At 66.9% G+C, this 23,664-nt stretch carries 17 protein-coding genes and 1 tRNA gene; 14 read left to right on the top strand and 4 right to left on the bottom strand.

From position 1 onward, the window contains the following. From fliM to QSJ34_RS11930, 7 genes are all read left to right on the top strand, one after another. Positions 1 to 1,017, top strand: a complete 1,017-nt coding sequence (fliM, locus tag QSJ34_RS11960) for a flagellar motor switch protein FliM (protein ID WP_285575474.1) — start codon at positions 1 to 3, stop codon at positions 1,015 to 1,017. Positions 1,018 to 1,020: 3 nt separating this feature from the next. Continuing rightward, on the top strand, positions 1,021 to 1,956 hold the full coding sequence (gene fliN / locus QSJ34_RS11955; protein ID WP_285575472.1) for a flagellar motor switch protein FliN: 936 nt from the start codon (positions 1,021 to 1,023) through the stop codon (positions 1,954 to 1,956). Positions 1,957 to 2,252: 296 nt separating this feature from the next. Continuing rightward, entirely contained in the window at positions 2,253 to 4,085 is a 1,833-nt protein-coding gene (gene glmS / locus QSJ34_RS11950) for a glutamine--fructose-6-phosphate transaminase (isomerizing) (RefSeq protein WP_285575470.1), read from the top strand. A gap of 88 nt (positions 4,086 to 4,173) precedes the next feature. Beyond that, entirely contained in the window at positions 4,174 to 4,296 is a 123-nt protein-coding gene (locus QSJ34_RS11945) for a hypothetical protein (RefSeq protein ID WP_285575468.1), read from the top strand. 76 nt (positions 4,297 to 4,372) lie between these two features. Next, positions 4,373 to 4,519, top strand: a complete 147-nt coding sequence (locus QSJ34_RS11940; RefSeq protein WP_285575466.1) for a hypothetical protein — start codon at positions 4,373 to 4,375, stop codon at positions 4,517 to 4,519. 58 nt (positions 4,520 to 4,577) lie between these two features. After that, positions 4,578 to 4,652: transfer RNA gene (locus QSJ34_RS11935), tRNA-Val, on the top strand. A gap of 444 nt (positions 4,653 to 5,096) precedes the next feature. Further along, positions 5,097 to 7,676 (top strand): zinc-dependent metalloprotease, encoded by a 2,580-nt coding sequence (locus QSJ34_RS11930; RefSeq protein WP_285575464.1) that lies wholly within the window; start codon positions 5,097 to 5,099, stop codon positions 7,674 to 7,676. A 124-nt stretch (positions 7,677 to 7,800) separates the two neighbouring features. On the opposite strand, the gene QSJ34_RS11925 is transcribed toward QSJ34_RS11930, so the two are convergent. Further along, a complete protein-coding gene (locus QSJ34_RS11925) occupies positions 7,801 to 8,622 on the bottom strand; it encodes a helix-turn-helix transcriptional regulator (RefSeq protein ID WP_285575462.1) in 822 nt (273 codons plus the stop codon). A 224-nt stretch (positions 8,623 to 8,846) separates the two neighbouring features. Between QSJ34_RS11925 and QSJ34_RS11920 the strand changes: the two genes are divergently transcribed. The 7 genes from QSJ34_RS11920 (at position 8,847) to QSJ34_RS11890 (ending at position 18,138) form a co-directional block, all read left to right on the top strand. Further along, positions 8,847 to 9,884 (top strand): PTS fructose transporter subunit IIC, encoded by a 1,038-nt coding sequence (locus tag QSJ34_RS11920; protein ID WP_285575460.1) that lies wholly within the window; start codon positions 8,847 to 8,849, stop codon positions 9,882 to 9,884. Next, complete coding sequence (locus QSJ34_RS11915) at positions 9,881 to 10,183, top strand: PTS fructose transporter subunit IIB (protein WP_285575458.1); 303 nt, start codon at positions 9,881 to 9,883, stop codon at positions 10,181 to 10,183. The genes QSJ34_RS11920 and QSJ34_RS11915 overlap by 4 nt, the downstream gene beginning before the upstream one ends. Positions 10,184 to 10,193: 10 nt before the next feature. Next, complete coding sequence (gene ptsP / locus QSJ34_RS11910; protein ID WP_285575455.1) at positions 10,194 to 12,704, top strand: phosphoenolpyruvate--protein phosphotransferase; 2,511 nt, start codon at positions 10,194 to 10,196, stop codon at positions 12,702 to 12,704. A 304-nt stretch (positions 12,705 to 13,008) separates the two neighbouring features. Beyond that, positions 13,009 to 13,767 carry a hypothetical protein gene (locus tag QSJ34_RS11905; protein ID WP_285575454.1) on the top strand — a complete coding sequence of 253 codons (759 nt, stop codon included), beginning with the start codon at positions 13,009 to 13,011 and terminating at the stop codon, positions 13,765 to 13,767. Positions 13,768 to 13,795: 28 nt separating this feature from the next. After that, on the top strand, positions 13,796 to 16,975 hold the full coding sequence (locus QSJ34_RS11900; RefSeq protein WP_285575453.1) for a TonB-dependent receptor: 3,180 nt from the start codon (positions 13,796 to 13,798) through the stop codon (positions 16,973 to 16,975). 18 nt (positions 16,976 to 16,993) lie between these two features. After that, complete coding sequence (locus QSJ34_RS11895) at positions 16,994 to 17,659, top strand: outer membrane beta-barrel protein (protein WP_285575451.1); 666 nt, start codon at positions 16,994 to 16,996, stop codon at positions 17,657 to 17,659. 68 nt (positions 17,660 to 17,727) lie between these two features. Then, positions 17,728 to 18,138, top strand: a complete 411-nt coding sequence (locus tag QSJ34_RS11890; protein ID WP_285575450.1) for a thioredoxin family protein — start codon at positions 17,728 to 17,730, stop codon at positions 18,136 to 18,138. A gap of 172 nt (positions 18,139 to 18,310) precedes the next feature. On the opposite strand, the gene QSJ34_RS11885 is transcribed toward QSJ34_RS11890, so the two are convergent. Genes QSJ34_RS11885 through QSJ34_RS11875 form a run of 3 tightly spaced genes read right to left on the bottom strand, consistent with a single transcriptional unit; the run spans position 18,311 to position 23,545 of the window. Further along, entirely contained in the window at positions 18,311 to 21,292 is a 2,982-nt protein-coding gene (locus QSJ34_RS11885) for a GH92 family glycosyl hydrolase (RefSeq protein ID WP_285575448.1), read from the bottom strand. Between the two features lie 17 nt (positions 21,293 to 21,309). Beyond that, positions 21,310 to 22,416 (bottom strand): ROK family protein, encoded by a 1,107-nt coding sequence (locus QSJ34_RS11880; RefSeq protein ID WP_285575446.1) that lies wholly within the window; start codon positions 22,414 to 22,416, stop codon positions 21,310 to 21,312. A gap of 1 nt (position 22,417) precedes the next feature. Next, the gene (locus QSJ34_RS11875; protein WP_285575443.1) at positions 22,418 to 23,545 is read right to left on the bottom strand and encodes an MFS transporter; all 1,128 of its coding nucleotides are present in this window, start codon (positions 23,543 to 23,545) and stop codon (positions 22,418 to 22,420) included. Positions 23,546 to 23,664: the final 119 nt, after the last annotated feature.

Below are 23,664 nucleotides of genomic sequence, written 5' to 3'. Positions count from 1 at the left end.
ATGGCCAAGATCCTAAGCCAAGAGGAAGTAGACGCTCTACTTAAGTCCCATACCAAGCCGGCGGGAAAACCGGCGGCCGGCGGGGGACCCGAACGGGGCGCGGCACCAGCGCCGGCAAAAAAGGCCCAGATCCAACGCAAGGTCACCCTCTACAATTTCCGCCGACCCGACCGGGTGAGCCGCGAGCAGATGCGCTCGCTGCACTTCATGCACGACCGCTTCGCCCGGAATTTCTCCAGTTCGCTCAGCGCCTACCTGCGGACGATCACCGAAGTGAACCTGGTGAGCGTCGAGCAGCTGAGCTACCAGGAATTCCTGCTCTCGGTGCCCGATCCCACTTGCTTCAACGCCATTTCCATCAAGCCCCTGGAAGGCGCGCTGGCCCTGGAAGTGAACCCCACCCTGGTGTTTCCCATCATCGACAAGATGCTGGGCGGGCCCGGCGAACCCCTGAAGAACCTGCGCACGATGACCGACATCGAGCAGAGCATCTTCGACGGCATCCTCAAGCTGCTGCTGGAGGACATGCGTGAATCCTGGCGCGGCATCGTGGATCTGGATTTCCGCATCCAGGCCCGCGAGACCAGTCCCCAGCTCATCCAGATCGTGGCGCCCAACGAGGTGGTGCTGCTCATCGTCTTCGAAGTGAAGATGGGCCCCGTGAGCGGCATGATCAACCTGGCCATCCCGAGCATCATCCTCGAGCCGATCTCCAGCAAGTTCGACCAGGAGATGTTCACGGGCTACAAGAAGTCCTCCACCTTCGAGGAGGCCCGTCTGCTCATGGCCAGCCTGAAGCGCTGCCACATGGAGGCCGCGGCCGAGATCCGGGGCACCAACCTCAGCATGGAGGAGGTGCTCCAGCTGAAGGTGGGCGACCTGATCCCCCTCACCAAGCGCTTCGACGCGGAGCTGGACCTCTGCGTGGATGGCATTCCCCGTTTCATGGGCCTGGTGGCGCTGAATTCCAACGGCAAACGCGTGTTTCAAGTGACCGGCAGCCGGTCGGAGGGGTGAACGATGGATGCCCAAGAGACTGAGTTCTTCCAGAAAGTCGGCAACGCCTTCGCCGAAAGCATGGCCTCCGTGTTCTCCATGCTCACGGGCCGCGAATTCCAGATGAAGTCGGAAGCCGGCGCCATGCTGGAAACCCCGGCCATCGCCAAGCTTCAGGAAGGCACCGGCATCCTCGTCAAGGCCAACTACCAGAAGGGCCTGAACGGCACCCTGTTCTTCACGCTGCCCCTCAAGGAAGGCACCATGCTGGTGGACCTCATGTTGGGCGGCGACGGCGCGCCTGCGGAGGAACTGGTGGGCGACTCCAAGGACGCCCTGGCCGAGACCTTCAACCAGGTCATGGGCAGCGCCAACCAGACCCTGTCGGATCTCGCCGGCGAAACCTTCGCCATCGCCAATGTGGAGATCCTCGCCATGGCACCCGAGGCCGGGGCCTTCGCCGAGCAGCTGGGCCAGGGCGGCTTCCAGGATGTGGCCCTGCCCACCAGCCAGGATTCGCTGAGCACCACGGTCCACCTGCTCTTCCCCGACCTCCTGCTCCAGCAGCTCAAGCGCAAGCTGGGCCTGGGCGAGCCGGTTCCGCCCCCGGCTCCGGAGCCCTCTCCGGCTTCCGTGGCCGCCACCCTGGCGGCGCCGGTGCGCCAGCAGGCTCCTGTGGCCTCGGGCCCCCCGCCCGATGCGGGCAACCTGGACCTGCTGCTGGACATCCAGCTGCCGGTCGTGGTCCGCATGGGTCAGACGGAGATGCAGATGGGCGAACTGCTCAAGCTCACGCCGGGCGCGATCCTCGAGCTCAACCGCAGTGCCGACGCGCCGGTGGAGCTGCTGGTCAATGGCAAGCTCATCGCCAAAGGCGAAGTCGTCGTCGTGGATGGCAATTTCGCCTTCCGCATCACGGAAATCGATACCCGAGCCGCGCGGATCCGCAGCCTGGCTTGATGTTGTCCGGGGGTCCCGCGGCGCGCACACCCCCGGGCCCCCGCGCGAAGCCCGGCAAAGCCGGGTTTCGCTTGTTTACGGGTTCGGTGATTGTGGCGCCTCCCCCGAGGGCCCCGCACCCAGCCCGGCCAATCCGGGTTTCGCTTTGGCTCCTGTACCTTTCGCAATGGCGTTCCGATGGGGCGGGGCTCGCTTGCCACACCTGTGGTTTTGGCGATGCGGCAGGGCGTGTCGGATGCACCACATTGGATCCCGGGCCCCATCCCGCTAAGTTGAGATCAGTGAACGGGGGATCCATGTGCGGAATCGTGGGATACATCGGAGAACAGGGCGCGGCGCGAATCCTGGTGGATGGACTGCGCAGCCTCGAATACCGGGGCTATGACAGCGCCGGCGTGGCCCTGTCCTCGGGGGCTGATGGCTTCAACGTCATCCGCGCGTCGGGCAAGCTCGTGAACCTGGCGGGCAAGGTGGACCTGGCTGATCCCACGCCCCTGGGCATCGGCCACACGCGCTGGGCCACCCACGGCCGGCCCACGGAGGAGAATGCCCACCCCCACCGCAGCGCCGACGGGCAGGTGGTGGCGGTCCACAACGGCATCTTCGAGAACTTCCTGGAGCTGCGCGCCGAACTGAAGGCCGCGGGCGAGACCTTCCGTTCCGAAACGGATACGGAATGCTTCCCGGCCATGGTGTCCCATCTGATGAAACAGGGACGCTCCTTTTCCGACGCCTTCCGCGAGGCCATCGGCCGCATGAAGGGCATCTACGCCCTGGCCTGTCTGCACGCCACCGATCCGAACCGCATCCTCGCTGCCCGCAGCGGGCCGCCCATGGTGCTGGGCCTGGGCGAGGGCGAAACCTTCCTGGCCTCGGACGTCGTGCCCCTGCTGCCCCACACCCGGCGCGTGATCTTCCTGGAGGACGGCGATCTCGTGGAACTCACCCGCGAGGGCGCGCGGATCTTCCGCCTGGATGGCACCCCCGTGGAGCGCCCCATCACCACCATCCCCTATGATCCTGTGGCAGCGGAAAAGGGCGGCTACAAGCACTTCATGCAGAAGGAGATCTTCGAGCAGCCCCAGGCCCTGTCCAACACGCTGCTGAACCGCCTCCCCCTGGACGCCGAAAACATCCCCCTGGACCTGCCCTTCACCCAGGCTGAACTGGCGGCCCTCACCCGCATCCACATCGTGGCCTGCGGCACCAGCTGGCACTCGGGCCTGGTGGGCAAGTTCCTCATCGAGCAGTTGAGCCGTGTCGCCGTAGAAGTGGACTACGCCAGCGAGTACCGCTACCGCGAACCCGTGATCCAGCCCGGTACGCTCATCATCGGCATCACGCAAAGCGGCGAGACCGCCGACACCCTGGCCGCCATGAAGGAGGCCGCGGCCCGCGGCGCCCGCACCCTCGCCATCTGCAACGTCATGGGCTCGACCGCCACCCGGCAATGCGAGGCCACCATCCTCACCCACGCGGGGCCCGAGATCGGCGTGGCCTCCACCAAAGCCTTCACCACCCAGTTGGCGGTACTCACCCTGCTGGCCCTCAAGCTGGGCGAGGCCAAGCACACGGTGGATCCCACCCTGAAGGCCGAGCTGCTCCAGGGCCTGCGGGAACTGCCCGCCCATCTGGAGCGCCTCAATGCCCTGGAACCGAAGATCATGACCTGGGCCCAACGCTGGAAGGACGCCACCGACTTCCTCTACCTGGGCCGCGGCCCCTGCTACCCGATCGCCCTGGAAGGCGCGCTGAAGCTGAAGGAGATCTCGTACATTCACGCCGAGGGTTATCCGGCGGGCGAGATGAAGCATGGCCCCATCGCCCTCATCGACAAGACCCTGCCCGTGGTGGCCCTCATGCCCCGGGACACGCACCGCGAGAAGACCCTCAGCAACCTCCAGGAGGCCGCCGCCCGCGACGGGCGCATCCTGGCCTTGGTCACCGAAGGCGACACGGGGCTTTCGGGCATCGCCGAGGACGTGCTGGAACTGCCCCCGGTCCATCCCTGGCTCGCGCCCATCGTCTACGCCGTGCCCCTGCAGCTCCTCGCCTACCACATCGCCGTGCTGCGCGGCTGCGACGTGGATCAGCCCCGCAACCTGGCCAAGAGCGTGACCGTCGAGTAGGGCACCTCGATTTCTCAAGGAATTCACGGCGCGTGCCCCTGGGCATCCCAATCTGAAGGGCGGAAGAAGCTCTCCAGAGGAGGCTGCCATGGCCGCCCATACCTTCCGGCATCCGGACCTCGATCATTCCGAACTGCTGAACTGGGCCCTGGCCCTGGTCGGCGCCCTCGTGGCCTGGTGGCTCTGGCCCACGGCCTTCCTGGCCCATTGAGAATCCGGCGGATTCCCGGGCGCGGGACCGCCTCCCGACCCATCCTTGGATCGGGTTCTCCCGACCTGGAGGTTCCATGGCCGCCCACACCCACACCCATCACGAGATCCATCCCATCCTTCCGCTGGAGCGGTTCGCCCTGGGACATCCCTATGCCGGGAAATGGGCGATCCTGACGGCCGCCGCCCTGGCCGGACTCCTGCTCTGGTACTGGAATTCCTGACCGCCCCGTTCTGAAGGCTCGACAGCCGGCCCCGTTCCGCTAGAATGGGTGTTCGCGCTGGCGCGTAGCTCAGGGGTAGAGCACTACCTTGACACGGTAGGGGTCGGCGGTTCGAGACCGCCCGCGCCAACCAGTAAGAGGCCGCTTTTGCGGCCTTTTTTCATGCCTTCAATCGGGCGGTCTCGGACCGCCGAGAAAGTCCGGCGGGCAGATAGGGCCCGGCGGAGGCGCTCCAGCGGAGCGCCGGAGACGATCAGGCCCGTGCCCAGCCGGACGCATGCAGACTCGGGGCTCAGCCCCTCGCCCTTCGGGCGGCAATCCGCTTCGCGGATTCCGTCCTACCCTCCCTTCGCTTCGCTGCGGTCGGATGGTCGAGACCGCCCGCGCCAACCAGCCCAAGGCCGCTTTTGCGGCCTTTCAGGCATCCATGGAGCGGCCATCCCGGCCTGATCCAACACTCCGAATCTCAACTCCCCTGGTCATCAAAGACGACTTAATGGATGATTTTTCGGAACCTAGATAAACCGCGGTTCACATATTCCTTAACCTATGTCTTACCCGCCCTTCTGGAGGAACCATGCGTCCGATGCTCCCCGCCCTGGCCCTTGCCTTGGCGGCCCTGCCCTTCCATGCGGAGGCGCCAACCCAGGCCCCTGCCCCGGCGCCCGCGGCCAATGGCGTGAAGCCCACCCCGCCGCCTCCGCCGGCTGATGGCGAGCCCAAGCCCTACGAGAAGGTCATCACGAGCGAGGCGAAGACGCAGACGGGCCTCTTCAAGGTCCACCAGGTCAAGAGCAAGCTGTACTTCGAGATTCCCAAGGACCTGCTCGGCAAGGAGCTCCTCATGGTGGCCACCGCCACCGAGGTGCCAGTCGGCGCGGACCACGTGGGCAAGAACGTCAACGAGGACGTGGTGCGCTTCCTCCTGAAGGAGAACAAGGTCTACTTCCAGGCCGTCAACCACGCCTTCGTCAGCGACCCCAGCCGCCCCATCGCCTCCGCGGTGGAGGCCTCCCAGCGCGACATCGTGCTGCTGGCCTTCCCGGTGGAAGCCCTGTCGAAGGACGGCGCCCCCGTCATCGAGGTGAGCAAGCTGTTCACCTCCGAAGTGGGAGACTTCACCGCCCGCCAGGTGGTGAACGCCACGTCCATGGATCCCAGCCGCAGTTTCGTGGACCACGCCAAGACCTTCGCCGGCAGCGTGCGGGTCGATGCGGTGCACACCTACTCCCTGGCTCCCCACACGATTCCCGGCCTGCCCCCCATGCCGGGTCAGCCCCAGCCCCCCGCGCGCAGCGGCTCGGTCTCGGTGGCCTATGACATCGTGCGCCTGCCCGAAAAGCCCATGATGGCCCGCCTCATGGATGACCGAATCGGCTACTTCGGCCTTTCCCGCGTGGATTTCGGAAGCCCCGAGCACGAAAGCAAGCGGGAGAACATCATCGCGCGCTGGCGCCTCGAGAAGAAAAATCCCAGCGCCGCCCTCAGCGAGCCCGTGAAGCCCATCGTGTGGTACATCGACAAGGCCACGCCCTCCCAGTGGGTGCCCTACATCAAGAAGGGCGTGGAGGCCTGGAACGTGGCCTTCGAGGCCGCGGGCTTCAAGAACGCCGTGCAGGCCCGGCCCTTCCCCACCAAGGAGGAGGATCCCGAGTTCGATCCTGAGGATGTGCGCTACAGCGTCATCCGCTGGGTACCCTCGCCCATCGCCAACGCCTACGGCCCGCACCTCAGCGATCCGCGCAGCGGCGAGATTCTCAACGCCGACATCGTGATGTACCACAACATCCTCCAGCTCCAGCGCGACTGGTACATCACCCAGGCGGGCGCCGTGGATCCCCGCGCCCAGAAGCTGCCCCTGCCCGATGACCTCATGGGCGATCTGGTGGCCTACGTCGTCACCCACGAATGCGGCCACTCCCTGGGCTTCCGCCACAACATGAAATCCAGCTCGCTCTATCCCTTCGAGAAGCTGCGCGACGGGAAGTGGCTCAAGGAGATGGGCCACGTCGCCACACTCATGGACTACAGCCGCTTCAACTACCTCGTGCAGCCCGAGGACAAGATCGATCCGGCCCTGCTCATCCCCAAGATCGGCCCCTACGACATCTTCGCCGTGAAGTGGGGCTACGCGCCCATTCCCGAGGCCAAGACGCCCGAGGAGGAGAAGGCCACGCTCAACGCCTGGGCAAAGGAGCAGGACGCCAAGCCCTGGCTGCGCTTCAGCACGCCCAAGGCCGAACTGGGCGATTACGGCGAGAACACCGAGGCCGTCGGCGATGCCGATGCGGTGGCCGCCACCACGCTGGGCACCAAGAACCTGCAGCGCATCGTGAAGATGCTGCCCAAGATGGCCATCCAGCCGGGCCAGGACGACCACGCCCTCGAAGAGCTCTACGGCGCCTCCTGGGGCCAGTGGACCCGCGAGCTGGGCCATGTGGCCGCCATCGTCGGCGGCTACGACAGCCAGAACAAGCACGGCGACCAGCCCGGCGCGGTCTTCACGCCGGCCACCAAGGCCCAGCAGGCCAAGGCCGTGAAGTTCCTCAGCGAGCAGATCTTCAAGACGCCCACCTGGATGTTCGAGACCGCCGTCACCGAGCGCCTCAGCCCCATGGAACCCTCCGTCAAACTCCTCAATGCGCAGCGCTACGTGTTGCGCGCGCTCCTGGACCGCGCCCGCACCACGCGCCTGCAGACTCAGGAGATCGCCGCCGGGGACAAGGCCTACCGCGTGGCCGACCTGCTCGCGGACCTGCGCGCCGGCATCTACACCGAGGTGCTCAGCGGCGCCAAGGTGGATCCCCTGCGCCGCAACCTCCAGCGCGCCTACCTGGCCCAATTGGATGAGCGGCTCAACGCGGGCACCGGCCCTGCCCTTCCCGCGGCGTTCACGGGCGTGACGATGCCCTTCGGCAACCCCATGGATGACACCCGCGCCACCGTGCGCGGCGAACTGAAGGCCCTCGCGGCCCTCTTCTCCGCCAAGGCCACTGCCGCGGCGGACCGCACCCAGAAAGCCCACCTGGAAGACCTGCGAGACCTCGCCCTGAAGGCCGTGGATCCCAAGGTCGCCCCCAACCTCCCGCCCGCCATGAGCCCCTTCCGCAGCGGGTTCAGCGAAGACAATTGCTGGCCCGATTTCACACAACAGTAATCGCAAGGTCTGATGACAAGGCGCCCGTTCCCGGACGGGCGCCTTTCTTTATCCCATCAAGAGAAAAACGAAAAACCACCGCGCGCCCGAAGGGCGATTCGCGTCATTCGCGGTGAATAACTTTTCAGGGCCGGGTCTTCCGCCAGAGGGTGGGTGAAAGGCCCGTCTCCTTGCGGAAGACGCGCGAGAAGTAGGACAGTGAGCCGAAGCCCAGCTCCTGCGCGATGTTGGCCACCGGCAGTTGCGTATCCGAAAGCAGTTGGCAGGCCCGCGTCATACGCTGGTTCTGGCGGAAGCGCTGGGGTGGCAGGCCCGACTGGCGCCGGAAGGCCTGGCGAAACCAGGAGTAGCTGACGCCCAGTTCCTCGGCGATGGATTCGAGGCCGAGCCGGTCGTGCTCGGGATCAGCGAGCAGGTTCCGGGCCTCCAGCAGCAGGCGGCGCTGGCTGCCGGCCCCGGCGCCCGAATGCCGCACCGTCTCCAGGCGGGCCATCATGTGGCTGACGACCCCAGACATCAGCCGCTTGGCGCCCAGGGGCTGAAGCCGCGCCAGCTCCACCAGGGAGCCCACCAGACCCAGCAGGATCTCGTCGAAGCCCGGCCGCAGGATGCAGGGAAAGCTCCCAAAAAAGCCGGTCCGCGCCCAGTGCTCCAGCATGGATCCGGCACAATCCACTCGGTGGGCCCGCGGCGGACGCTGGGGATCGGGCACCAGCGTCACGCCCTTCTGCGCGTTCAGAATCACGAGGTGGCCCGCCTCCAGGCGCTGCTTCCGCCCGCCGTGAACTAGGTTCGCCGCGCCCCGCACCAGATAGAGCAGGCGCCAGCCCTCCTTGGGAGAGGATAGGTCCGTGATGCCGGCGCCGACGCCCGTGATGTAGAGGCCCCAGGCCACGTCTTCGGGATCCGCCGGGATCTGCCACAGGTTTCGGACGGGTTCGCTCAAGGTTCGGCCCTCGCCTCCGAGGGTATGTCAAATGGTGCAAATGGAGCGATAGATCTTCGGGCTGTTTTCCGGAGGCCATGTCCCGTAAATTGCGAGAATGGCCCTGGGATACACATGTACGCCCGACGCGCTTCACCGTGGGGCACCCGTGACAGACTTGACGCATTGCTAGCTTCTGAACGCCCCCACCACCGGATCCCAGCGACCCCCTCTCCGAAGCCTCCATGCCCGCCTTCCTGCACCGCCTCAAGCAGTACCTGCTGTCCGGCGTGTCCCACGTCATCCCCTTCGTGGCCTGCGGGGGCATCCTCATCGCGGTGGCCATCGGCTTTGCCCCCATGCGTCCCGGCATCGGGCCCGATTTCAGCCAGGCGCCGACCCTCAAGATCCTCTTCACCATCGGCGAAGCGGCCTTCGCCCTCGTGGTGCCCGTGCTCGCGGGCTACATCGCCTTCGGCATGGCGGACCGCCCGGCCCTCGTGCCCGGCTTCGTGGGCGGCGCCATCGCCCAGGCCGTGGGCGCGGGGTTCCTGGGCGGCATCGCTGCCGGGCTGCTGGCGGGCTGGATGGTGCAGGTCTTCAAGCGCCTGCCCCTGCCCCGCAACCTCCGGCCCATCATGCCGATCCTCATCCTGCCCGTGGTGACGTCGGCCCTCGTCGGCGCCCTGCTGCTGCTGGTGCTCGGCCCGCCCATCAAGGGGCTCATGGTCTGGCTTTCCGGGGCCCTGCATCACCTGAGCGGCGGACACCGCATCTGGCTGGGCCTGCTGCTCGGATCCATGATCGCCTTCGACATGGGCGGCCCCGTGAACAAGGCGGCCTTCTTCTTCGGCGTGGCCATGATCAAGGAGGGCGACGTCAGCATGATGGGCGCCTGTGCCGCGGCCATCTGCATCCCGCCCCTGGGCCTCGGCCTCGCCACCCTCCTGCGACCCGCAAGCTGGTCCGAGCAGGAGCGGGAATCCGGCCTGGCGGCCCTGGCCATGGGCGTCATCGGCATCACCGAAGGGGCCATCCCCTTCGCGGCCGCCGATCCCATCCGCGTCATCCCCACCATCATGGCGGGCTCCTCGGTGGGGGCCGTCATCGCCCTGATGGGCACCGTGGGCGATCACGCGCCTCACGGCGGGCTCATCGTCCTGCCCGTGATCGAACACCGGGTGGCCTACCTCATAGCCATCGCCGCGGGAACCCTGGTGGTGGCCCTGACCATGAACCTGCTCAAAGGCTGGAAACAGCCCGTCCCTCCGGAGTGCCCATGAAGATCGTCGCCGTCACCGCCTGCCCCACGGGCATCGCCCACACCTACATGGCGGCTGAACAGCTGGAGCGCACCGGCGAGAAGCTCGGCCACCAGGTCAAGGTGGAGACCCAGGGCGCCATGGGCATCGAGAACGCCCTGACCGGCGAGGATTTCCTCGAGGCCGAAGCCGTCATCTTCGCCGCCGACATCCCCGTGATGGGAAGGGACCGCTTCAAGGAGATCCCCCTGGTCCTGGAAGTGCCCGTGCAGTGGGCCATCAAGAATCCCGTCGCCGTCTTCGAGCGGTTGCAGGGCTGAGGATCCCTTCATGACCTTCCAGCACAGGTTCGCCTTCCCGCTCGTCCGCGGCCTCCATGCGAGGCCTGCCGCGGCCCTGCGGGAGCGCGCCCACCTGTTCAGGGCGGACTGCCTGCTCTTCAACGAGAAGACCGGGCGGAGCTCCGACCTGCGCGACCTCCTCAGCCTCATCGCCACCAACACCGGCTACGGAGATCCCTGCCGCCTCGCGGTGCAGGGCCAGGATGCCGGATCGGCACTGGAGGCCCTTTCCACCTTCCTGGAAGGCGCCTTTCTCGAATCCGACGAAGAGCCGGCGGCGCCCTCCAGCGGAGGGATCGGCACGGTCATTCCGCAGCTGCTGCAGAAGGCTTCTGTCCTCTGGTGGACGGGCCAGGGACTCAGCCCTGGAGCGGGCGAAGGCCTGGCGGTCCTCGCCTCGGGCCTGGCCCTGCCCGCCGAGGAGCCGCGCCTCAGGCACACCCCCGCCGATCTGGAGATCAAGACCTTCGCCGCGGCGCTGGCCCAGGTGGAAGGCGAGCTGCTGACGGAGTCCACCCACGCGGAGCACCCCACGCTGAGGGCCATCCTCGAAGCCCACCGCGGCATGCTGCAGGACCGCGCCTGGCGCGGCTCTGTGGCCCAGGGCATCCAGGAGCAATCCCTCACGGCCCGGTCGGCCATCCTGGAAGCCGGACGGGCCTGGGCGAAGACGCTCGAAGCCAGCGACCAGGCCCTGCTGCGGGAACGCGCCGCCGACGTGCGCGGCCTGTCCGCGCGGCTCGTCCGCGCCCTCGGCGGCCCGGGCCCCGAAGCCCCGCTGCAGACCCCCGAAGAACCCTACGTGCTCGTGGCCCGGGATCTGCCCCTGAACCAGTTCCCCAGGTTGGACCGGACGCATCTCAAGGGCATGGTGCTCACCGAATGCGGGCCCACTTCCCACATCGCCATCCTGGCCCGCACCTTTGGCATCCCGCTCGTGGCGGGCATCCACGGGCTGCCCCCGGCCCTTGCGCCGGGAGCGCGGCTCCTCGTCGATGGCGCGCAGGGCATCGTGATCGAAGCGGCCACTCCCGAAGTGGGGCGCTATTTCTCCGTGGAATCCGAAGGCCAGAAGATCCACCAGGAGCGCCTGAAGCGGCATGCGACGCAACCTGCCGCTACACGGGACGGGCATCCCGTCGCCATCCTCGCCAACCTTTCGCTGGCCGAAGAAGCCAGTGGTGCCTTCGCCCTGGGCGCCGAAGGCGTGGGACTCTTCCGCACGGAAATGCTGTTTCTCGAACGCGCCGTTCCGCCCTCGGAGGATGAGCAATTCGAGCTCTACCGCGCCGTGCTGCAGGCGGCGGGCGACCGTCCCATCACCCTGAGACTGCTGGATTCCGGTGGTGACAAGCCCCTGCCCTACCTGCGCCTGCCCCTGGAATCCAACCCCTTCCTCGGCCAGCGCGCCGTCCGCTGGTACGCGCAGCACTCCGACATCATCCGCACCCAGATCCGCGCGGCGCTGCGCGCCTCGGCCCAGGGCGGACATCTGCGCATGATGGTGCCCATGGTGAGCGAAGCCTCCGAACTAGCCTGGGTGCGTCAGCTGTTGGAGGAAGAAGCCCGCCAGCTCCAGGTTCCGGCACCACCCCTCGGCGCGATGATCGAGGTCCCTGCCGCGGCCCTGAGCCTCGGCGCCCTCGCCCAGCACGCGGACTTCTTCTGCGTGGGAAGCAATGACCTGGTGCAGTACCTGTTCGCCGCCGACCGCAACCTGCCGGCCGTGGCGCGCCCCGAGTTCGCCTGGCATCCGGTCACCCTGCGCCTCCTGGATGGCATCGTCCGCGCCGCCCGCGCAGCCCAGCGCCCCGTCAGCATCTGCGGCGAGATGGCCGCGCGCCCCGAGCTGTTGCCCCTGCTCGTCGGCCTGGGTTTCGATGCGCTGAGCGTGGCGCCCTCGGCCATCCTCGATCTCAAGCACGCGGTGGGAACCTTGGAGGCGTCCGCCTGCGAAGACCTCGCCATGCAGGCCCTGGCCTGCGCCCGCGCCCAGGACGTGGAAGCGCTGTTCCGCCCCTCTAGCGCCAGGCAGCCCACCCGGCCCGTCGTCGAAGCCGAGCTGCTGGAGCTGGATGTTCCCTGCCTCACCAAGGAGGAGGCCATCAAGCGGCTGGCGGAACGTGCCTTCCTGAGCGGGCGCACGCGGGCCCCTCGCGTCCTCGAGGAGGCCATCTGGTCCCGGGAGCGTGTCTTCGCCACGGGCGTGGGCTACGGTTTCGCCGTGCCCCATTGCCAGACGAACGCCATGGAATGCGCCACCCTCGCCATGCTCCGGCTCGTCGAGCCCGTGGCCTGGGGTGCCTCCGACGAACCGCCCGTCCGCACCGTGCTCCTGTTGGCCCTTCCGGGCGAGGATGTGGGCGAGGCGCACCTGCGGCTCTTCGCCCGCCTGGCACGGCGCCTCATGGACGAGAGCTTCCGCGAGCACCTGGAAAACACGCCCGACCCGCAGACCCTGCTGGAGACCCTTCGCAGCGAAGTCCTCACGATCTGGTGAAAACCCACCCCGCGCGCGACCGGGCTCCGAGCCCCGGCAGCGCGTGGGCATCGGCGTGTAACAAACGATGTACAGACATGTCAAAAAGTGAAAATAGACCGATAAAACTTCGGCTACTTCTGGCGGGCCTTCATTCGTAGAGTTCCATGATGACCAGGGTTCCAGATGGCAGTTCGTGCGTGTTCGTACCAAAGCAGGGATCGCGGCTGCGGGCTAAACACCGACATTCATTGACGCTTGACAATTTTTCAAATTGATGCATCACCAACCCCCGTTCTTCCCTTCCCCACCCCGGAGACCCTCCATGAACCCAATCCGATTGACGCTGTCGGCGGCGCTCGCCCTCGTATCGGCCGTCCCCATGTCCGCCCAGGGCGTGCTGGACAACCTCGACGCCCGCTTCAAGTTCCGGGTCGCCGGACAGGCCTCTTCCCTCCAGGACCACCTCGATGGCCGCGTCTTCGGCATGGGTTTCGAAGTGGGCTACAGCCATCCCCTCGGCCGCTTCAGCGCCGAGCTGGGCTACCTCTACAAGCCCGGCGAGGAGTACCGCTACGACACCTGGAACACCGCCGCCGGGAAGACCGTCGATCCCCGCTACTCCGCGGACGCCCGCAAGAACAGCCTGGATGGGACGACCCTGCGTCTGGGTTACGAGCGGGATCCCAAGGCCGAGTGGACCTGGAGCGCCGGCCTGCAGTTCAACTTCACGCGCTTCAAGCACCAGGTCATGGGCACGGTCTCTGACGGCTACAGCAGCCAGAACGATCCCTATGATCCCCGCCCCGCCGGCGCCGTCGCGGCCACCTACCTCGACACCTACAACGGCACGCCCACCAAGAGCGCCCTGGGAGTGAGCCCCTACGCCGGCTTCCACTACCGCATCGACGAGTCCTCAGGCCTGGAATTCAACGTGCTGCTCCTGAACTACACGTCGGCGAACTACGTCCACGTGGCGGGCACGGTGGCGGATACCACGGGCGGACACACGGCCGCGGATTCCCTCGACACCAAGTCGCGCTTCGTCCCCCACATCGAAATCGCTTACGTATTCCGTTTCTAGCCACGGCCGGATCGAGGAGGAATCCCGAATGAACCGATTCACAAGCAGAGTGACCGCGCTTGCCTGCTGCCTCGCCGCCACTGCGGCCGTGGCCCAGCAGGCCTCCGCCTCCATGAACGGCCTCGTCCGTGACGAAGCCGGACGTCCCGTGGCCGGGGCCAAGGTGGTCATCACCTCCCCCGCCCTCTTCGCCGACCGCACCCTCAGCACCGATGCCAAGGGCGAGTGGCGGGCCCCCCTGCTGCCCCTCGGCATGTACCGCGTGGTGGTGGTCAAGGAAGGCTTCTTCTCTGGCGAGATCCGCGACATCCACCTGGGCCTGGGCGTGGTCTCGCGCCAGGACCTGACCCTGCGCACCCAGACGGTGGCCACGGCCACGGTGGAAGTGGTGAGCGAGGGCGTGGCCCTTCCCAAGACGGACACGAAGATCGCCAGCAACTTCAGCCAGGAGGAACTGGCCACCATCCCCACCCAGGACCGCGGCTTCTTCGGCGCCGCCATGCTGACACCGGGCGTGGTCAACGACACGAACACCTACCGCCCCACCATCCGCGGCGGCAGCACGAACAACACGATGTACCAGGTGAACGGCGCCCAGGTGAAGAACGAAAGCCGGGGCTACTTCGGCGGCGAGAACTGGTTCGTGGAGGACAACGTCGAGGACGTGCAGGTCATCCTGTCGCCCCTGAACGCCCGCATCGGCCGCGTGCTCGGCGGCGCCATCAACGTCACGACGAAGACCGGCAGCGACGAATTCCACGGCTCCATCCGCTCCAGCGCCACCCGCCTGAACTGGAAGTCCACCCGGCCCCAGGATGACTACCGCTCCATCAACCAGGACACCATCAGCCCGCACTACGACATCACCCTCAACGGCCCCATCATTCCCGGCCGACTGCGCTTCGCCCTGGCGACGATTCTCGTTCCCGGCGGCACGGACACGGGCATTCTGGCTTGGGGCGTCGATAACAACCGGCCCCTCCGCGTGGCCCGGGTCAACGGCCCCACCTGGGCCAGCAACATCAACGCCCTCACCCAGACCGACCCCACCACCGGACTTCCCACCGCCGGCAGCCTCGTGCCCTCGGGTTACCGCTTTACCCGCTTCGATGCGGGCACCGAGATCGCCCGCAAGAACGACTACAAATACTACGAAGGCAAGCTGACCTTCGCCATCAACACGGACCACACGCTGGAAGCCGGCTACCTCAAGGCCGACCAGACCAAGGGCCCCACGGATTACTACGACGACCTCTGGAACACCAGCGCCATCGCGGCCCTGGGCCAGAACACGACGGCCCAGCGCAACCTCAGCCTGGTCTACCGCGGCATCCTCAGCTCCAACTGGTTCATCGAAGGCAAGTTCAACAAGGCGAAGACCGACCAGACCTACGGCACCGGCGATGTCGCCCAGGGCGGCGACGGCCAGAAGGTTCTCGCCTACGGCACCAATGCCAGCGGATCGCGCGTCTCCGACGGCTGGCCCTTCGGCTACTTCTCCCCGGGCGTGGACGGCGACCGCAACACCAACGCCAACCTCAACGTCACCGCCAACCTCGAAGCCTTCGGCAATCACGAGGTGGATTTCGGCGTGGACTACTACCAGTCCCAGCGTGTCTCCCCGGGCGGCTGGGGCACCAACCATGCCCTCTTCCGCGCCCCGGGCATGTACATCAACGGCAGCGGAAACATCGTCATTCCGACGATCCACACCGGCGGCACCAACTGGACCAGTGTGGGCGAGAGCGGCGGGGGCTACAGCGGCCCCATCCCCTCGGTGATGACCTTCCTCGGCGGCGGCGGCACCTACAACAACGATCACCAGGCCCTCTACGTCAACGACCAGTGGACCCTCAACAGCCACTGGAACGTGATGGGCGGCCTGCGCTGGGAGAAGTTCATCGCCAAGGACGCGGATGGTTCGACGGTGTTCACCACCTCCGACTATTCGCCTCGGGTGCAGATCCGCTACGACGTGAAGGGCGATAACGCCAACCTCGTGACCTTCACCGCCGCCCGCCTGCTGGGCTACCTGCCCCAGGCCTTCACGAAGTACCTCACGAAGTCGGAAGAACAGATCGAGGTGGACCGCCAGTTCACGGGCATCGCCGGACAGCCCGCCGCGGGCCCCGGCGACATGGTGGGCGGGGTTGACCAGTACGGCCTGCGCTTCCTCAGCCTCAGCCAGTTCTACGACCTCAACAACTACAAGAAGGTGCTGGCCTTCAACGACACCTCCAAGACCACGCGCATCGACGGCAGTCTGAAGGTGCCCTACATGGACGAATATACCCTCGGATTCGCCCACAACTTCAAGAACAATTCCAGTTTCCGCATCACGTACGTGAACCGCAGCTGGCGCCGCGACTGGGCCTTCGCCCAGGACTACACGCCGGATCAGATGGTGCTGCTCACGGACCCGACCCACTCGGGCCTGCCCTCCATGTATTCCCAGGTCACCCGCGTCTTCAACAGCAACGAGCTGAAGCGCGACTACCAGGGCCTGGAGCTGGACTTCACCGTGCGCAAGAGCTGGTACACCTTCGGCGGCAACTGGACCTACAGCCGCCTCACGGGCAACAACGAAGGCAGCGACGTGGCCGGGCAGATGATCGCCGACTACGGCGTCAGCGGCTACTACAGCCAGCGCCAGTGGCAGGTCGCCAACGGCAAGGCCAACGACTTCGCGCCCTACGGCCTGCTGGCCAACGACCAGACCCACCGCATCAACCTCTTCCTCACCACCATGCATCCCGCCGGTGCGGGCCGCATCACCACGGGCTGGTTCCTGCGCTACGCCACCGGATCGCACTTCGGATCCACCACCACCGTGGACTTCAACCCGGCCATCCCCAACCTGCCCAACGACGCCAACGGCGTGGCCTATCCCGATGCGCCCACCGGCTACCAGAAGTACTTCGGCGGCCGCAACGCCAACACCCAGAACGACCGCTGGTTCCTGAACTGCCAGATCAACTACGAAGTGCCGGTCTGGGCGAAGCTCCGCATGTTCGGCGAAATCAAGATCGACAACGTGCTGAACCACTTCGTGAATTCCTACAACACGGCCTTCAACACCACGGACACCACTGGCGTCAGCCACCTGATCCTCGACGTGACCCGCTTCGGCACCACCGAACCCGGCACCACGAACAACTACTGGAATGACGGCCGCCGGGTCACCGCGAGCTTCGGGTTCCGCTTCTAATCCCAAGGGAGAATGCACATGGCAAGAAAGACTATGCTCTCGGTGCTGGCGCTCGCCGCCATCGGCTCCCTCGGCCTGCGCGCGGAGGATCCCACCGGCCCCTGGTTCACGGGGATCGACCTCAACAAGGGAAGCCAGTCCATCTCGGGCGACCTGCCCGGCAGCAAGGGCTTCTCCATCCACGCGGGCCGCACCTTCTGGACCGGCTTCGCGGGCACCGGCTACCGCCTCACGGCGGAGGTCGGCACCCTTTCCGACACCTCCCAGCTCACGCAGCGCGACGTCAAGTACACCCAGGCCCAGCTGGGCGGCGAGCTGATCGTGAACACGCCGGTCCAGAACCTGAAGTTCATCCTGGGCGTGAACGTCAACAAGCTGAAGGTCTCCTCGGACTACGACAGCTACACGAGCACGGCGGACGGCCTCGTCCACCCCGCAGGCAACACGAGCCACACCATCGAGGGCCTGAAGCTGGGCGGCAAGTTCGGACTGGAATACTTCGTGGATCGCCACTGGTCCGTGCGCTGCTTCTACCAGATCGTCGAAGCCGGCACGAGCAGCGAGCAGGTGACCATGGACAACCCGCTCTGGACCAATGGCGGCTCCGTCGGTCACTACCACGACCAGGGCAAGTACTCCATCACGCCCGCCTGGCTGCAGCTCGGCGTGAGCTATCACTTCTAGGCTTCTGCAGTCGTCGAAACCCCAGGAAGGCCGGCTCCTCGCCGGCCTTCCTTTTATCCGGAGTTCCCATGCGCTTGAGCCCTTGTCTGCTCGCAGCCTTCACGGCCCTGCTGCCCGCCCTGGCCCAGACCCCCATCCGTGGTGAGGCGGAGTATCGCGCCGCCCTCGCCCGCGCCCAGACCGAAGGGAAACCCCTCTTCGTCTACGTCTGGACGGGCTACAGCCCCCAGTGCCAGCACGTCCAGCGGGAGGTGCTGCCCTCCCCCGAGGCGCAGGCGGCCCTGGCGGGATGCGTGGCCATTTCCGTGCAGATCCACACGGAGACCAAGCTGGAGATCCGCGAGAACCGCCTCCTCGCCCGGCGCTGGAACCTCTCCGTGTTCCCCACCTTCCTCATGCTCGGACCCGACGGCCGCGAGAAGAAGCGGCGGGAAGAGATCCTGCACACGGGCGCGGAACTGGCGGAATGGGTGAAGTAATTCCAAAAAGGCCAAGGAATTCGGTAAGCGGAGGGAAGCAGAGGGGCTGAGGAAAGCGGAGAGAAGATCGTTCTCTTTTTGATTTCCGCTTTCCTCAGCTCCTCCGTTCTCCTCCGCTTAAATCATTCCTTTCTGCCGTTCTTCCAACACCAGCAGGCCTTTGGGACCCGTCCTACTCGACCGTGAGTTCGTCCACGAAGAGGAAGCTGGCGCCCGGCGTGCCCTTGTGCCAGTCCGGGCAGGGCCCGATGGAGCGCGCCCGCACGCGGATGTAGCGGGCCTGCTGGCCGCCCGCCTCGGCGGCGAAGTCGTGGATGATGGCACCGTCCTGCTTCGGGGACACCGGGTTCGCCACGCGAAGCGCAGGGCCCCAGGCCTGGCCATCCAGCGACAGTTCGAACGTCACTTCGGCGGGCATGAAGATCCACGCGTTCTGATCCTGCAGGCAGCCCAGGGCCACCTTGCGGATCGGCTGGGCGGCCCGCAGATCCACCACGGCGACGAGATCGGTGCCCAGGAAGCCCTGCCATCCGCCGAGGCGGAAGTCCGTCCCCCCGCGGATGCCGTCCACCAGGGCATTCGCACCTCCGGCGGAATACTGGGGGTGGAAGGGCGTCTGCAGATCGACGCCCCACTTCACGGGCATGCGCTTGAAGCGGGCCTCGGCCTTGGGGCTCGGCGGCAGGCCCTTGGCGAAGGCCACAAAGCTCAGGGTGGCGCTGTCGCGCAGCTCGATGGGCGCTTCGTACCTGGGCGAGGCCTCGGTGGGCGTGGTGCCGTCCAAGGTGAAGTGGATCACCGCACCGGACAGGGGCGAGGCCAGCTTCACCGCCGTGCGCTCCTGGAAGAGCAGGTCGCCTTCGGCCACGTAGGGCGCGGGCTGGATGAGGTGCTCGTTCACGGACGTGTGCGGGCGGTCCGCTTCGCCCGAGCCCCAGGCCTGGTTCGGTGCCTGGCCGAGGGTGAACGAAATCATCCCGCCCTTTTTAATGTCGACGTGGCGCAGGAAGCCCTTGCCGTAGGCCTGACCGTTCAGCTTCACGGACTGGACGTAGGGGCCTTCGCCCCGGGCCTGGATGACGAAGCGCTTGCCGTTCTCCAGCTTCAGCGTCACGCGCGAAAAGAGCGGCGAGCCGATGACGTACTCGCCGCCGCAGGGATTCACGGGGTAGAAGCCCATGGCGCTGAGCACGAACCAGGAGCTCATCTGGCCGCAGTCCTCGTTGCCGATGAGGCCATCGGGATCCTTGTGGTACATCTCATTCATCAGGCGGCGAACCATGGCCTGGGTCTTCCAGGGCTGGCCCGCGAAGCTGTAGAGGTAGGCCATGTGGTGGCTGGGCTCGTTGCCGTGGGCGTATTGGCCCACCAGGCCCGTGATGTCCACCTGCTCACGTCCCTTGGTGCGGCTGGCGGCAGCGAACATCTCGTCGAGCTTCGCCGCGTAGCCCGCGGGGCCGCCCAGGCGCGCCATGTGGCCGGAGATGTCGTGGGGCACGAAGAAGCTGTACTGCCAGGCGTTCGCCTCGGTGTAGTTGTGATCGACTTCCGCGGGATCGAAGGGTGTCTTGAAATGGCCGTTCGCCTTGGGCCGCATGAGGCCCGTCTCCGGATCCAGCAGGTGCTGGTAGGCCTGGCTGCGCTTGAGGAACACCGCGTAGTCATCAGCCTTCCCCAGCACCTTCGCCATCTGGGCGATGCACCAATCGTTGTAGCCGTATTCCAGGGTCTTGGAGACGCTTTCCACCTCCTGATCGAAGGGGATGTAGCCCTGCTGGCGGTAGGCCGCGAAGCCCAGCCGGTCCTGCATGGCGCTCTTCTTCATGGCCTCGAAGGCCTTCTCCGCATCGAAGCCGCGGATGCCCTTCAGGTAGGCGTCCACGATGACGGGGATGGCGTGGTTGCCGATCATGCAGCCCGTTTCGTTGCCCCAGAGTTCCCATACCGGCAGCAGGCCGCCCTGCTCCGCCTGGGCCAGAAAGGTCTGGATGAAGTCGCGGGTGCGCCGCGTTTCGAGGATCGTGTAGAGCGGGTGGGCGGCGCGGAAGGTGTCCCAGAGGCTGAACACCGTGTGCTGCGTGTAGCCCGCCGCGCGGTGGATCTTCAGATCGCGGCCCAGGTAGCGGCCATCGACATCCGTGAACACGTTGGGCTGCAGGAAGGCGTGGTAGAGGGCCGTGTAGAAGATGGCGCGCTGGTTGTCCGTGCCGCCCTCCACCTCGACCTTGTCCAGCTCCCTGGCCCAGGCGCCGTGGGCTGCGCGGCGGGTGCCTTCGAAATCCCAACCCGGCAGCTCGCCGTCGAGGTTGCGCCGGGCACCGTCCACATCCACGCCGGACAGGCCCACCTTGGCCAGCACCGTCTCCCCGGCTTTCACCTGGAAGCGCAGCACGGCCTTCAAGTTCTTGCCTTCGGCGGAACGCAGGCCCGCGCGCAGCTGATCGTCCACCGCCAGCTCGGCCCGGAAGGGCTTGGAGAAGCGCACGACGAAATAGACCGGCTGATCCGCGGCCCAGGCATTGGAACGCCGCAGGCCCTCCACCGTGTGATCGTCCACGATCTTGAGCGAGGAAGTGATCACCTCGTCGCGGTGCTGCAGATCCAGGAGCACGTGGGCGCCTTCGGCGCGCTCGAAGGTGTAGCGGTGGAGGCCCGCCCGCAGCGTGGCCGTGAGTTCGGCCTTCACGCCGTAATCGTCCAGCGAGACGGCGTAGTAGCCCGCGGAGGCCTGCTCGTGATCCTTGCGGAAGTGGCTGCCGTAGCCGCTCGGATCGAAGGTGGGCGCCTGCTCGCCCTTGGCGTGGTAGCCGCTCTTCAGCTTCACGGGGCCCGTGGCGGGCAGCAGCAGGATGTCGCCGTAGTCGGAGACACCGACGCCCGAGAGGTGGGTATGGCTGAAGCCGTAGATCACCGAATCGCTGAAGTGGTAGGCGCTGCAGCCATCCCAGCCCGTGAGCCGCGTGTCGGGCCCCGGCTGGATCATGCCGAAGGGCAGGCTGGGACCGGGGAAGGTGTGACCGTGGCCCCCCGTCCCGATGAAGGGATCCACCAGGTCCACGGGCCTGGGACCCGCGGGCTTGGGTTTCCGAACGGGCGCGGCGGAAGCTGCAGAGACGGCCAGGGCGGCGCACAGGAGGGCGCGAAGGAAGGACATGGCTTGCTCCAGAATCGTCAGGATCGGTCCAATTGGGCCAAGGCGAAGGCGTAGGCGCCGATGGCGGTGGCGCGGCTGGTGCCCAGCCGGGAGACGCCCACGCCGATGCGTTTCAGCGGGTCGTAGGGCACGGTGCGGGAAGAACCGGGCACGGGGATCTGGCGGACTTCCGCCTGGAAGAATTCCCGGCGCTCGATGGGATCCTCCAGGTTGAAGGCCCGCACCTCCAGGCGCGGGAAACGGGCGCCCGCGGGCGATTCCAGCAGGCCGTTCAGTTCGCCCACCAGGGCGGGAAGCAGCAGCGGCGCGGCGCCGGACAGGCCGCCGCCGATGACGAGGAGGCCGTCCACCAGGGTGGCGGCGCAGGCCAGGGCATCCCCCGCCACTTCGCCCATGCGCCGGAAGGCGGCGCGCGCGGCTTCGATGCAGCCGGGCCGCTGGCCCTGGGCGATCTCGAAGATCTCGCGGGGATCCGGCGCCTCCTCCAGAGACAGGCCCGCGCGGGTGGCGTAGACGCGGCGCACGGCGCGGATGCTCACGCCCTCCTCGGCGGTGAAGGTGCGATCCAGCTTGTTGCGGATGGCCCAGATCTCGCCCGCCGCCGCGTTGTCGCCCAGGAAGAGCTGGCCGTCGTGCACGAGGCCGCCCCCGAAGCCCGTGCCGAAAGTGGCGCCGAAGAGGTTGCGGAAGCGCTTGGGACTGCCCGCTTCCGCCAGAGCGTCATTCACCTCGGGCAGGAAGCCCGCGATGGCTTCTCCGTAGGTGAAAAGATCCCCGTCGTTGTTGATGAAGGTGGGGATGCCGAAGCGCTCCTCCAGCATGGGGCCCAGGGCCACGCCGCCGCGGAAGGCCGGCAGGTTGGCCAGGTCGCCGATGATGCCCGCCGGGTAATCCGCGGGGCCGGGGAAGGCGAAGCTGATGGCGCAGGGGCTTTCAGTCAGGCGGCTACGAATCTCCTCAAAACCCTGCACCAGCGTGGCCAGGCACTTCTCGAGGTCATGCCCGTGGGAGGGCAGGGTCAGCGCGTCGAGGATCTCTTCGCCTCCGCGCATGGCGCCGAAGACGAAGTTGGTGCCCCCGGCATCGAGGGTGAGGACGGTACGGGGGTCGTTCCAGATACCCACCTCAGGCCTCCGCCTTCCGGGCGCCCTTCAGGGAGAGCAGCAGCAGGTACCCGAAGCACAGCGCGGGCACGGCGAAGGCCAGGGGCCGGCCGCCGCCCAGCCGCGCCATGGCGAGGGGCACCAGGGCCCCGCCGCTGATGGCCATGCACATGAGGCCGCTCAGCTCCGAGGCGCGGCCCGGCCGCTCTTCCACCGTGATGCTGAAGAGCATGGGCCAGATGTTGGCGAAGCCGAAGCCGCCGAGCACGACGCCCGTCAGCACGAGCGGCTTGGCACCCGTCATCACGAGCGCGAGGCCCGCGAGGCCCAGGCCCGCCGACAGGCGGAAGAAGGTGCGGGCCGAGACCTGCACGCTGCCCGCGACGAGGCGGCCCACGGTGAGCGTGCCGAAGAAGAGGCTGGGCCCGAAGAGCGCCGCCGCCTTGGGATTCAGGCCCAGGCCATCGAGAGCGGGCTTGAGGAAGGCGGCCATGCAGACCTCGGCCCCCACGTAGAGGAAGATGCCGAGCACCGCCAGCGCGAAGACGGGCTCCTTGAGCAGGGCCAGGGAACTGCCCACGCTGGGTGGCACCTCGGTGCGGGTCTCCTCCACCTTCAGCGTCATCACCAGCAGCAGGGCCAGAGCCATGAGCGCGAAGAAGACCGGGAAGGCGCCCCGCCAGCCCATGGCCGCGAAGAAGGCGAGGCCCGTGATGGCGGTGACGAGGAAAGCCGAGGCCGTGCTGCCCACGCCCTTGATGCCCTGGGCCAGCGCGAGGTTGCGGCTGTAGTCACCCTCGGCGCTCACATCGCGCATGATCGGGTTGCCTGCCACCTGCAGGAAGGTCGTGCCCACGCCCAGCAGGAAGATCGAAGCCAACAGCAGCGGGAAGGGCGGGTTCAGGAAGGCCGGCACGGCCACGGCGGCGGTGCAGAGCGCCAGGCCCAGGAGCAGCAGGTTCTTCTTGCCGATGCGCGCGGCCAACACACCGGCGGGCACGCTGAAGAGTGCGAAGGCGATGAAGACGAAGAAGGGCATCAACGCTGCCATCAGCGGGTTCGACGACACCGCGCTGGACAGCGGCCCCATGGCGTCCGCCACGCCCATGAGCAGGAAAGCCAGGAAGATGGGCAGGGTCTTGAACCGCATGGGGGCTCCGGAGTCTCCCGCCAGATTCAGGCCACCGGGCCTTGGGGGACAAGCGGACTTTCCGGAAGGCGATTTGCACCAATTGACACGGGAGACGGCGACCGCTTCCCAGTCTCCGG

The organism is Geothrix limicola, from assembly GCF_030268085.1.
Classification (GTDB): Bacteria; Acidobacteriota; Holophagae; order Holophagales; family Holophagaceae; genus Geothrix; species Geothrix limicola.
This window is presented reverse-complemented; position numbering and strand designations above follow the sequence as displayed.